The 11828-nt window shown below is 70.8% G+C and carries 11 protein-coding genes; 4 read left to right on the top strand and 7 right to left on the bottom strand.

All coding sequences use genetic code 11. The features are described 5' to 3' along the window. Nucleotides 1-57 precede the first annotated feature (57 nt). The 4 genes from purB to ACGWYJ_RS09055 all read left to right on the top strand — a co-directional run bounded on the left by purB (nt 58) and on the right by ACGWYJ_RS09055 (nt 5914). The gene (gene purB, locus ACGWYJ_RS09070) at nt 58-1368 is read left to right on the top strand and encodes an adenylosuccinate lyase (RefSeq protein ID WP_395105231.1); all 1311 of its coding nucleotides are present in this window, start codon (nt 58-60) and stop codon (nt 1366-1368) included. Between the two features lie 4 nt (nt 1369-1372). Then, entirely contained in the window at nt 1373-2242 is an 870-nt protein-coding gene (locus ACGWYJ_RS09065) for an MOSC domain-containing protein (protein WP_395105230.1), read from the top strand. A gap of 354 nt (nt 2243-2596) precedes the next feature. Then, nucleotides 2597-3883: a UDP-N-acetylglucosamine 1-carboxyvinyltransferase gene (murA, locus tag ACGWYJ_RS09060; protein ID WP_395105312.1), complete on the top strand. Its 1287-nt coding sequence runs from the start codon at nt 2597-2599 to the stop codon at nt 3881-3883. A gap of 702 nt (nt 3884-4585) precedes the next feature. Then, nucleotides 4586-5914, top strand: a complete 1329-nt coding sequence (locus tag ACGWYJ_RS09055; RefSeq protein WP_395105229.1) for a transcriptional regulator — start codon at nt 4586-4588, stop codon at nt 5912-5914. A 121-nt stretch (nt 5915-6035) separates the two neighbouring features. Here ACGWYJ_RS09055 and hisC read toward each other — a convergent pair whose 3' ends face one another. From hisC to ACGWYJ_RS09020, 7 genes are all read right to left on the bottom strand, one after another. Then, on the bottom strand, nt 6036-7124 hold the full coding sequence (hisC, locus tag ACGWYJ_RS09050) for a histidinol-phosphate transaminase (protein WP_395105228.1): 1089 nt from the start codon (nt 7122-7124) through the stop codon (nt 6036-6038). Between the two features lie 52 nt (nt 7125-7176). Continuing rightward, nucleotides 7177-7428 carry a DUF6401 family natural product biosynthesis protein gene (locus ACGWYJ_RS09045; RefSeq protein ID WP_395105227.1) on the bottom strand — a complete coding sequence of 84 codons (252 nt, stop codon included), beginning with the start codon at nt 7426-7428 and terminating at the stop codon, nt 7177-7179. Between the two features lie 122 nt (nt 7429-7550). Next, on the bottom strand, nt 7551-8225 hold the full coding sequence (locus ACGWYJ_RS09040) for an NUDIX domain-containing protein (protein WP_285699038.1): 675 nt from the start codon (nt 8223-8225) through the stop codon (nt 7551-7553). Between the two features lie 129 nt (nt 8226-8354). Continuing rightward, a complete protein-coding gene (locus tag ACGWYJ_RS09035; protein ID WP_395105226.1) occupies nt 8355-9698 on the bottom strand; it encodes a flotillin family protein in 1344 nt (447 codons plus the stop codon). A gap of 115 nt (nt 9699-9813) precedes the next feature. After that, entirely contained in the window at nt 9814-9993 is a 180-nt protein-coding gene (locus ACGWYJ_RS09030) for a hypothetical protein (RefSeq protein ID WP_285699036.1), read from the bottom strand. 103 nt (nt 9994-10096) lie between these two features. Then, nucleotides 10097-10855, bottom strand: coding sequence for a hypothetical protein (locus ACGWYJ_RS09025; protein ID WP_395105225.1), 759 nt, complete (start codon nt 10853-10855; stop codon nt 10097-10099). Between the two features lie 97 nt (nt 10856-10952). Beyond that, nucleotides 10953-11639, bottom strand: a complete 687-nt coding sequence (locus ACGWYJ_RS09020) for a lysophospholipid acyltransferase family protein (protein ID WP_395105224.1) — start codon at nt 11637-11639, stop codon at nt 10953-10955. Between the last annotated feature and the right edge of the window lie 189 nt (nt 11640-11828).

Genomic DNA, 11828 nt, shown 5'->3' with positions numbered 1-11828 from the left:
CGCGCGCCGCCGCGCCCCAAGGGCGGGGCGCACCGCGTCACCTGGAAGAATGTTGGGGTGATCGAGCGGTACACCCTCCCGGAGATGGGCCGCGTCTGGAGCGACGCGCACAAGTACGAGCTGTGGTGCCAGGTGGAGACCCTGGTGGTGGAGGCGCACGCCGAGGCCGGGACGATCCCGGCCGAGGTCGTGGAGCCGATCCGCAAGGCGCCGCCGCCCACTCCGGAGGCGGTGCACGCGATCGAGGCGGTCACCCAGCACGACGTGATCGCGTTCCTGTCGGCGTGGGCGGACAACACCGAGCCCCGCGAGGCCGCCCGGTACGTCCACTTCGGGATGACGTCCTCCGACCTGCTCGACACGGCGCTGGCGCTGCAACTGACCGAGGCCACCGACCTCCTGCTGGCCAAGGCCGACGCGCTGGTGGCGACGCTGCGCGACCACGCCTTGGAGCACCGGGACACCCTTCGCGTGGGCCGTACGCACGGCATCCATGGCGAGCCCGACGTGTGGGGGCACCGGGTCGCCGACTTCGCGTTCGCGATGGCCCGTTCCCGCGACCGGCTGCGCCGGGCCCGCGAGGCGGTGGGCGTGATGGCGATCTCGGGCGCGGTCGGCACGTACTCCAACATCGACCCGGCCGTCGAACGGCATGTCGCCGCGAAGCTGGGGCTGAAGCCGGCGGACGTCTCCACCCAGGTGGTGATCAGGGACGGGATCAGCGAGTGGGTCTCCGCGCTGGCGATCATGGCGACGGTGTGCGAGGCGATCGCGCTGGAGGTGCGGCACGGGCAGCGCACCGAGGTCAGGGAGCTGTGGGAGCCGTTCGGCAAGGGCCAGAAGGGGTCCTCGGCCATGCCGCACAAGAAGAACCCGATCATCTCCGAGCGGCTCGCGGGGATGGCGCGGGTGGTGCGGGCGCAGGTCGTCCCGGTGATGGAGGGGATTCCGCTGTGGCACGAGCGGGACATCTCGCACTCGTCCACCGAGCGGATCACCCTGCCGGACGCGTCGATCGCGCTGGACTACATGCTCAGCCTCACCGACAGGCTGATGTCCGGGCTGGTGGTGGACGTGGACCGGATGCGGGCCAACCTGGAGTCCACCGGCGGGCTGATCTACACCTCGACGGTGCTGCTCGAACTGGTCGAGGCGGGCATGTCCCGGGACGACGAGGCGTACCCGCTCGTCCAGAAGGCGGCCATGGAGACCTGGGAGACCGGTGAGCCGTTCCGTGACACGCTCCGCAAGCACGCGGCCGAGGCGGGCCTGAGCCTGGACGAGGCGCGCCTGGACGAGGTGTGCCGCCCCGAACGGTTCGTGGAGCGCCTGAGCCCCGTGTTCGAGCGCCTGGCCGCGCTCACGTGACGCCATGGAGGCCAGGCTCACCGGGCTGAACGTCTACCCCCTCAAGAGCGGCGGGGGGACGGCGCTGCGCGCGGCCGACCTGCTTCCCTCGGGGCTCCGGTACGACAGGGAGTTCATGCTCGTCAGGCCGGACGGCCGGTTCCTGTCCCAGCGCGACCTGGCGCGGATGGCGGTGCTGCGCCCGGTGTACGACGGCGAGGTCCTCACGGTGGACGTGGCCGACCCGGCGTTGGCGTTCGCGCCGCTCGTCCACAAGCCGGTGGAGGACGGGCGGGTTTTGGACGTGCGGGTGCACCGGTCGGACTGCCAGGGCGTCGATCAGGGAGACGAGGCGGCGGACTGGTTCTCCGCGCTGCTCGCCACCGAGTGCCGGCTGGTGCGCTTCACGGGGGAGCGGCGGACGTCGCGCGGCGACGGGGTGGTCGCGTTCGCCGACTCCTACCCGCTGCTGGTGATCTCGGCGGAGTCCCTGGCCGACCTGAACGCGCGGATCGCCGCGAACGGGGGCGAGGGGCCGCTGCCGATGAACCGGTTCCGCCCCAACCTGGTGGTCGAGGGGCTGGGCGCGTACGGGGAGGACCGGGTCCGGGTGCTGCGTATCGGCGGCACCGTGATCGAGATGATCAAGCCGTGCGGTCGTTGCGCGGTCACGACCACGGACCAGGACAGCGGGGCGCGCGGCCGGGAGCCGCTGCGGACGCTGGCCGGTTACCGCAGGTACGACGGGGCCGTCCGGTTCGGCCACAACGCCGTGCCGCGCGTCACGGGACCGCTGGCCGTGGGCGATCCCGTGGAGGTCCTGGAGGCGGCGGAGCCGGACCGGGGCACCGAGGCGGGAGGTCCCGCAGCCGAACTAAATAACTCCGAAGAGTGACAAACCCGACCTCAGGGGTACGGCCCGGGAGGTGACGCGTTCCGCTCCGCAACCGAAGACCTCAGCCGGACACTCTGCGACTAGGCACGACTTGCCAGGAATCGGCGAACTTACCGGCATCTTCCTCGGTCATACAGACAGACTGGCGACAACGGCACGAGCACGGACTCCTCGCCGCCTTTCCGGTGGTTTACTTGGGGCCCGTTGCGCACTGACGCTTGGGCAACGCGGGGGGAACCGTTCTACAGCGCTCGACCCTCGTGCCCGGCCGATCCGGGAGCGGGCGGCAGGGAAGACAGCCCATTGATCTTGCAGGACCGTATCCGCGGCTATAAGGAGTCACACGGCATGAGCATGGGCCACGAGGTTCGCTACCGCGTGCGTGGAGGCAGGAAACTGCACGGCACCGTCTTCATCCAGGGGGCGAAGAACGCCGTTCTCCCGATGATCGGTGCCTCGCTGATGGCGTCCAAGGGCCGCACGGTCCTGCGCAACGTACCGATCATCGAGGACGTACGGAGGGCGGTGGAGCTCGCCCGCGCCGTGGGCGCCAAGGCCGAGCTGCACGAGCCCGAGCGCACCCTGGTGATCGACGCCCGCTCGCTGACCAGCCCGGTGCTCCCCGCCGAGATCGCCTCCAGGTTCCGTGGATCGTTCCTGTTCGTCCCCGCGCTGCTGCACCGGCTCGGCGAGGCCGTGATCGAGGGCGTCGGCGGCTGCAACCTGGGCAGCCGCAACCTGGACTTCCACTACAACGGCTTCAAACGGCTCGGCGCCACGGTGACGGAGCAGATGGGGGCGGGCGGCGCCGGGCAGATCCACATCAAGGCGGGCGACCTGCGCGGCGGCACGCTGTACTGCGACACGCCGTCGCACACCGGCACCGAGAACCTGATCATGGCGGCGGCGCTGGCCCGCGGCACCACGCTGATCAAGAACGCGGCGCTGGAGCCCGAGGTGCTGGACAACATCGCGTTCCTCCAGGCCGCCGGCGCCCGGATCAGCGGCGGGGGCACCGGCTTCATCACCGTCGAGGGCGTGGACGAGCTGTCGGCGGTCGAGCACACCGTGATGCCCGACCGGATCGACGCCGGTGTGTTCGTGATGGCGGCCGGCATCACCGGCGGCGAGCTCAACCTGGTCGGCGCGAACCTGGAGCACCTGGGCGTGGCCGGCGACAAGCTGGAGCAGATGGGGCTGGAGTTCCACCAGCAGGGCGCGGTCCTCCAGGTGCGGCGCGACCGGCCGCTGCGCCCGATCAACGTGATCACCGACGAGTACCCCGGCTTCGCCACCGACCTCCAGTCCCCGATCATGGCGCTGTCCTGCCTGGCGGACGGCCCGTCCTACATCTACGAGCGGATTTTCGACGGCCGGTTCAAGCTGGCCGACGAGCTCACCAAGATGGGCGCGAACATCGAGGTGAACGGGAACCGGGCCAAGGTGGACGGCCCGCGCGCCCTGCACGGCGCCGAGGTGGAGGCGCACGACCTGCGCTGTGGCAGCGCGCTGGTGCTCGCCGGGCTGGCCGCCGAGGGCGAGACCACCATCACCTCCGCCTACTACCTCGACCGCGGCCACGCGCATGTCGCGGAACGCCTGTCCCAGCTCGGTGCGGAGATCACCCGCGAGGAACTGTGACGGGCGCCGCGGCGGCTCGCGGAACGGCACCGACAAGGCGGCCTGACAGGATCGCATGACCTGACTCTGACTCCCTGGCCGGTGTGCGCGTCCGTTCGGGACGGGACACCGGCCTTTTCGGTGGCCGATGGTGGACGCCCGGATCCCGGAGGCCGCCGACGCCATTCGGACGGCGAGTCGCGGCCATCGGCCATGATCATGCCCATGACCTGTTAAAACGCCGGACAAGCCGCCGTCGCGGACGGGCCGTGACCGAAAACGGCCGGATCCCTTGTGTTTCCGGAGGGTCACGGCGCCGAGCGTCCGCGTTTCACCCCATCAACCAACAAAACGGACGCCAAACCGCCCGCCATGGCGTCGATCGGTGCCCCGCAGCCGGACCCATGGTGATTTCGGGTCTTGTTTTTGTACTTCGGACGACCGAAGATGCTGGATCAAGACTGACCGATTGGGGACAAATTACTGACTAGGGGGTCGCGTAGGTTACTTTTTCGCCGCACTCTTGATTCGACTTCGCGTCTGGGCGTCACACATCATCGCCCTGACCGATCTGCCCACTAGGGAGCGAATCGCGGGATTGCGGTGCAGGGTCAGAAGGCAGGGGCGAGAAGCCATGAGTCAACCTTTGGGCGGAGCGTGCGCGAACGCATGGCCGGAGCCGGCACGCCGGCACGAGGCTGGCCGGGAAGTGAGCGAACCCCGATGACCGCGACGAGGACGGGGTCGGTGACCCCTGATCTCACCATCGGCGTCGTGGGCCCGCATGACCTCGTCGAACGGGTCATGCTGATGGGACACGGCCCCACACCGGTGCCGAGCCGGCTGGTGGCGGCCGCGTACCGGGACGAGCAGGAGGCGGCCGACAAGGTCGTGCGGCTGGGCTCGGGGGTGGACGTGTGCCTGTTCGCCAGCCCGGTCCCCTACGACTTCGCCCGCAAGGCCGGGGTGCTGACCATGCCGGCCACCTACGTCCCGCTGAACGGCGCCGCCCTCCAGGGCGCGCTGCTGCGGGCGTCCCTCGACGACCGGTACGACCCGGGCAGGGTGAGCATCGACGTGCTCGGCCGCGCCGAGGTCGAGGAGGCCTACGCCGAGATCAGCCTCGGCACCGAGCAGGTCCACCTGCGCGAGGAGGCGGCCGGTCCGGGCACGCTGGCGGCCTTCCACGAGCGGCTGTGGCGGCGCGGCGCCACCACGGTCGCGATGACCTGCGTCCACGCCACCGCGGAGCGGATGGAGATGGCCGGGGTGCCGACCATCAGGGTGCGGCCCACCGGAGCCGCCATCCGCAGCTCGCTGCAGACCGCCGCGCTGCTCGGCGCGCACCACAGGCTGGAGGAGTCGCAGCTGGTGGTCGTCCTGGTGGACGTGCCCACGCTGCGCGAGACCCCGCGCCGGGTCACCCCCCGCTACTGGCGGGACGAGCTGAAGCTGGCGCTGCACCGGGTGCTGCTCCAGGAGGCGCACCGGATGAACGCCTCGGTGTGGCCACTGGACGATCACAGCTACCTGGTCATCGCCACCCGAGGCTCGGTCACCGCCAGCACCGAGGGCTTCCGCACGCCGCCGTTCGTGGAACGGGTGCGCGAGGAGCTGGGCCTGGCGATCGAGGTCGGCATCGGGATGGGACGGACCGCGCACGAGGCGGAGACCCACGCCCGCGCGGCGCTGGCCCGTTCGCAGAGCTCCCAGCGCGCCCAGGGCTTCGCGCTCGACCGCGACGGCCGCGCCCTCGTACCGGCGCCGCGCACGCCGCCGCGCACACAGCCGCAGGCCAAGCCGAAGGGGCTGGAGATCCTCGCCCGGCTGGCCGACAAGCTGGGCGACCAGGAGCAGCCGCTGATCGTGGACGCGGAGAACGCGGGCAAGATGCTCGGCGTCACCCCGCGTACGGCGCGCCGGCTGCTGCGCACCCTGGTGGAGGAGGGCCTGGCCTGGCCGCTGCCGCCGAACCGCACCCCGCAGCCGGGCCGTCCGCGCCAGCTCTACCGGCTGATCGTGGAGAAGCTGGGCCCCAAGACGGGCACCTGACCCCGCCGGGAGGGCCCGGAGGCATGGCGCAGCCACCATACCGCCATCTCCTCGACGCGCTCGGCGGGAAGGGCCCGGGCCGCCCTCTCCTGGTGGCCCTGGACGGTCCCCGCCGCGATCTCTATTCCGGCCCGTTCCGGTGCGGGAAGGACCTGGCCACGGCCAGGAACGCCGCGTTCTCCTCGGGCGCGCCGATGGAGACGCGGACGCCCTCCCCGGCGAACGGCCGGACGCTGACGCCCTGGGCGTCGCAGGCGGCGGAGAACTCCATGGTCCGCTCGCCCAGGCGCAGCCAGACGAAGTTGGCCTCGGACGGCGGCACCGTCCAGCCGTCCGAGAGCAGCGCGTCGCGGACCCGCTCGCGCTCCTTCACCGTGCCCTCCACCCGTTCCAGCAGCTCGTCCGTGGCCGCCAGGGACGCGATCGCCGCGGCCTGCGCGATCGCGTTCACGGTGAACGGCAGGTAGGTCTTGCGGACGGCCTCGGCGACCCGTGGGTGGGCGACCATGAAGCCGGTGCGCAGCCCCGCCAGCCCGTACGCCTTGGAGAACGTGCGCAGGATCGCCAGGTTGGGGCGGTCCGGGTAGAGGTCCAGGCCGTCCGGGACCTCGGCGTCGCGGATGTACTCGCGGTACGCCTCGTCCAGCACCACCAGGCAGTCGGCGGGGACCCGGTCCAGGAACGCCTCCAGCTCGGCCCGCCGCACCACCGTGCCGGTCGGGTTGTTGGGGTTGCAGACGAAGATCAGCCGCGTCCGGTCGGTGATGGCCTCGGCCATCGCGGCCAGGTCATGCGTCTCGCCGGTCAGCGGGATCTGCACGGGCGTCGCGCCGGACAGCGCCACCAGCAGCGGGTACGCCTCGAACGACCGCCACGCGTACAGCACCTCGGCACCGGGCTCGCCCACGGCCTCCAGCAGCATCTGCGTCACGCCGACGGAGCCGCACCCCACCACGATGTGGTCGGCGGGCACCTTGTGGTGGTCCGCGATCGCCTCCACCAGCGCCACGCAGCCGTTGTCCGGGTAGCGGTTCACCCGCAGCGCCGCGTCCGCGATGGTCGACAGGACGGACGGAAGCGGGCCGTGCGGGGACTCGTTCGAGGACAGTTTGAACGACTTGCCCTCAGGCGACACCACGGCCTTACCGGGACGGTAGGGCTGGAACCGGTCGAGCACGGAGCGGAAGCGGGGGGTGGGTGCCTCGGACACCGTTGTCCTCCTCGGTCTTACAGGCACAGGGCATGAAGCGCGTCCGCCCAGCCTACGACCCGTTCTGGGACGGCGGCGCGGCGCCGTGGCGCATCATCCAGCACACGGTGACGATGCGCACGAACTCCCAGTCGCGCGCGTCACCGGGCCACCAGCCCCGCCGGAACGCGGCCTCGGCGAAGTCGTGCAGGTACTTCATGAGGGCGTCCGGACCCGGATGGGATCCGCCTGGGCCGACGAGCAGATCGCGGACCGCCGCCGCATGCTGGTCGACCGCCGCGGCCAGCGCCGGAGAACCGGCCATTTCCGCGATTCCGGCATCTCCGATATCGCGGACCAGAAAGCCGAGTTCCTCCGACAAATCACCATCCATAGGCCCCACGCTAGCAATCCCGGCGCGATGCCATGTCACCTGGCCTGACCAGGTCAGGGACGCGGCCGCAGCATCGGCGGGCGCAATTGCTCGGCGTCGCCACGCCTGTACAGCTGCGCGGGCCGCCCGCCGTCCCGGGTCGTGGTCCGTCCCGTCGGAATCAGGAACCGGTCCGCTCCCGTGACCTTCCGATGGAAATTCCGCGGATCCAGCCCGGTGCCCCACACGATCTCGTACACCCGCCGCAGCTCCGCCACCGTGAACTCGGGCGGGCAGAACGCGGCGGCCAGCGAGGTGTACTCCAGCTTGGCCCTGGCCCGTTCCACGCCGTCGCACAGGATCCGGCGGTGATCGAAGGCGGCCCGGTCCCGCCACTTCAGATCGTCCACCGCCGTCCACAGCACCTGCGCGCGGCTGGACGCCGGCAGATCGGGCGCCAGCCCCAGGTAGGCCACGCTCACCACCCGCTGGCGCGGATCGCGGTCGGGATACCCGTACGTGGCGAGCTGCTCCAGGTGGATCCGGACGTCCGCCAGCCCCGCCCGTTCCGCCATGAGCCTCGCCGCGGCGGCGGGCAGATCCTCGTCGAGCTGGATGAACCCGCCGGGCAACGACCAGCACCCGTCGTACGGAGCGCGGTCCCGCCGCCACATCAGCGCGCACAACCGCTGCTCCCGCACCGTGAGCACGACGAGATCAACGGTGACGGCGAGCCGTGGCACGGACATGTCTCCAGACTATTGGGAGCACCGTCCACTTCGGGCCGACCTCGGAGGTGATGGGGATGTGCCGAGGCGCGTAGATCGCAATGCCCCGGGCCCGGCTTCCGCCAGGCCCGGGGCATCCGGGTGTTGGGGTCAGTCGTTGTCGGGGGTGGCGGTAGGGGTCGCGGCGGGGACCGCGGGGACGGCGCCGTTGGTGGCCTGGGCCTGGGTGCCGTTCAGGTTGTTGAGGAGGGTGCGGGCCAGCCCAAGGCCCGTGCCGCCCAGGGTGAGGGCCTTGGCGAGCATCTCCTCCATGCCCTGGGCGCCGTTGAGGACGACCATGTTGTCGACGTTGCCGAAGACACCGGCGCCGGCCTCGACGATCTGCGGCCAGTTCTCGGCGAGCTGCTGGGCGATGACGGCCTCCTGGTTCTCGGCCAGCGCCTGGGCGCGGGCCTTGATCGCCTCGGCCTCGGCCAGGCCCTTGCGGCGGGTGGCCTCGGCCTCGGCCTCACCGATCAGCCGGATGGCCTCGGACTCGCGCTGCGCCTTGAGCTGCACCTCGGTGGCCGCGGCCTGGGCGTAGGCGATGCGCTCCTCACGCTCGGCCTCGGCCAGCTTGATCTGCTCGTACGCCTTGGCGTCGGCGGGCTTGCGGACCTGGCTCTCCAGCTGCTTCTCGGTGCGCTCGGCCTCCAGCTCGGCGTTGCGGGTCTCGCGCAGGATGACCTCCTGGCGGGCCTGCTGCTCGGCCTGCTTGACCTGACCGGCGTACTCGGCCTTCTTGATCTCGGTGTCGCGGACGACCTCGGCCTTCTGGCGCTCGGTCTCCTGCTCGCGCTGCGTGGCCTCCTGGTCGCGCTCCGCCTCGGCGATACGGGCGGCGGCGGCGACCCGGGCGGCGTGCGGGCGGCCCAGGTTGTTGATGTAGCCGGTGTCGTCCTCGATGCCCTGGATCTGCAGCGAGTCGACGATCAGGCCCAGCTTGCTCATCTCGTCGGCGGCCGAGCCACGGGTCTCGCTGGTCAGCCGCTCCCGGTTGAGGATCAGGTCCTCGACGGTGAGGTTGCCGATGATGGAGCGCAGGTGGCCGGTGAACAGCTCGTGGATGGCGCCGTCCATGGACTTCTGCTGCTCCAGGAAGCGGCGGGCGGCGTTGGCGATGGAACGGAAGTCGTCGCCCACCTTGTAGATCACCACGCCCCGGACGTGGACGGGGATCCCCTGCTGGGTGACGCAGTTGACTTCGAGGTTGGCGGCGCGGCTGTCCAGCCGCAGCCGGCGGGCGGTCTGGAAGCCCGGCAGCACGAGCGTGCCCTTACCGGTGACGATCTTGAAGCCGAGGCTGTCGACCCCGTCGATCGGCTTGGAGCGTGCGCCGAGACCGGAGATGATCAGGGCCTCGTTGGGCTCGGCCACCCGCCACACCATCTTGAACAGAATGATCAGCACCACCAGGCCGACTACGGCGGCGACCACGACCATGACAACGGGCATGCAGCCCTCCCTCACGTCCAAAAGCGGGAATCGGTCTCTCTGAGACGCGAGAAACGGTCGCTTGGTTCAGAAGCAAACGATACGGGCATCGGCCGGTTCCGGCCGATGCCCGTAGTCAGCCCAGCGCCTGGGCCACGTAGACGGTACGGGGCGGGTGGTACTCGACCACCACCACGATGGTGCCGGGGCTGAACTCCTCGCGCGGGTTCACCGGATGGGCGTAGAACGCCTCCACACCGCCGCGGACAGGGATCATGACCTCCCCGACCAGCCCTGGGCCGATCTTGCCGGTCACCCGGCCCTCCTTGCCGATCAAGGGTTCCCCCGCTCGCTCACGGTCGGTCATTCGGTAGGGGAACGTTACTCGGTCCACCCGACCGCCCGCGAGTGGTGATCGCTCAGGGCAGGATGCGGCGCGCCTGAGCGTCGGCCTGCCGGGCCAGTTGCTCGGCCTCGGCACGGGTGGCCCTGGGGCCGATCAGGCTGATCGTGGCGACGTAGCGGCGCCCGCGCAGCACCACGTACCAGGACTTCAAGGTGGAGCCCCCACTGGAGGTGGTGATGCCGACCGTACGGGAGCCCTCGCCGATCCGGCCCGGTGGCGGCTGCACCACCCGGTGGTCGGCCCACTGGCCGCCGACCTTGGTCCGGAACGTCTCGCAGCCGTCCGGGACGCGGGAGTTGACGTGCTTGCCGGCGGCGTCGTCGGACATCGACATCAGGGTCTCGGTGACGCTCTGCCCGTTCCCCTTGGTGAACGAGATGATCGCCGCGGGCGACGTCTTGTCCACCGGCGGCCCGCCGGGACGGGTCGAGCCGTAGTTGCCGCACGCGGGCTTGTCGATGGTGACCTGGCGCTGGAGCTGGTTGAAGTTCTGGACGGCCTTGAGCGCCCCGTACTCGCCCGAGTCGGGCTCGCCGTTGCGCCGGTAGCCGGGGGCCTCGGTGAGCAGCGCCTGTTCGAGCTGGTCGGAGGTGTAGGCGGTGCCGGCGAGCGCGGCACGTCCGGCGGGTTTGGGCTGCCCGGCGCCGCCGCCATCGCCCTCGTCCTCGCCACCGCCGCCGCCGCACGCCGCCGCCGTGGACGTCGCCGCCACCACCGCCAGCGCCAGCGACGTCCAGGAACGGAGCCTGTGGGATGTGAGCCTGTGCGCCATGGCAGGTGACCCTACGGCGGGCGGCCTCGGCGACACGCCGGACGACACACTTTCACACACCTTTTGACCTGCGCGGTCAGGACGCCGCGCGCCCCGATCACCCGTCGGAGCGGGTGTCGGCGTCGGCGCGCTCGTTGTAGGTGCCCGCGTACTCCTGGCCGGACAGCTTCTGGATCGTCTCGATGATCTCGTCGGTGATGGCGCGGCGGGCCTTGGCGGGCGGCAGGTCGCGGTAGTGGCCGAAGTCCATCGGCGGGGCGATCCGCACGGTGGGACGGGGGCCGAGCACGCGCGGCACGGACGCGCCGAGCGGCTGGATCTTGTCCGTGCCCTCCACGGCGACCGGCAGCACGCGGGCGCCGGACGCCAGCACCAGCCAGCCCACGCCGGTGCGTCCCCGGTAGAGGCGGCCGTCGGGGGACCGGGTCCCCTCGGGGTAGATGGCGAAGGCGCCGCTGTTGTCGAGGATCTCCAAGCCCTGCTGCAACGCGCCCATCGCGGCCCGCTGCGCGCCGCGCTTGATGGGGACGTGGCCGAGGGTGGTGAGGAACCAGCGGACGAACCACCCCTTGAGGCCCTTGCCCTCGAAGTAGTCGGCCTTGGCGATGTAGGTGACGGGGCGCGGGAGGGACAGGGGGATGATGAAGCTGTCGATGAACGACAGGTGGTTGCTGGCCACGATCAGGGGCCCGTAGCGGGGAACGTTCTCCAGGCCCTCGACCCTCGGCCGGAATAGCGCCCGCAGGATCGGGGCGACGACCCGTAGCATGAATGTGTAGAACACCCGGCCTCCAGAATTTGCCAACGCCACTGTAACCCTTGCGTCCCACCGCAACGCCGCCACCATCGCACTTTCCCGGCGCAACCCCCGAACGGAATGGCGTTTCCGCAGGTCAGCACGGCCATCCAGAGGGATCTACCCGCATCGGAACACTCCGGTCGCAACACACCGACATTGGACCATCGATCCAAT

The sequence above is a fragment of the Actinomadura sp. SCN-SB genome, from assembly GCF_043906805.1.
Lineage (GTDB): Bacteria > Actinomycetota > Actinomycetes > Streptosporangiales > Streptosporangiaceae > Spirillospora.
This window is presented reverse-complemented; position numbering and strand designations above follow the sequence as displayed.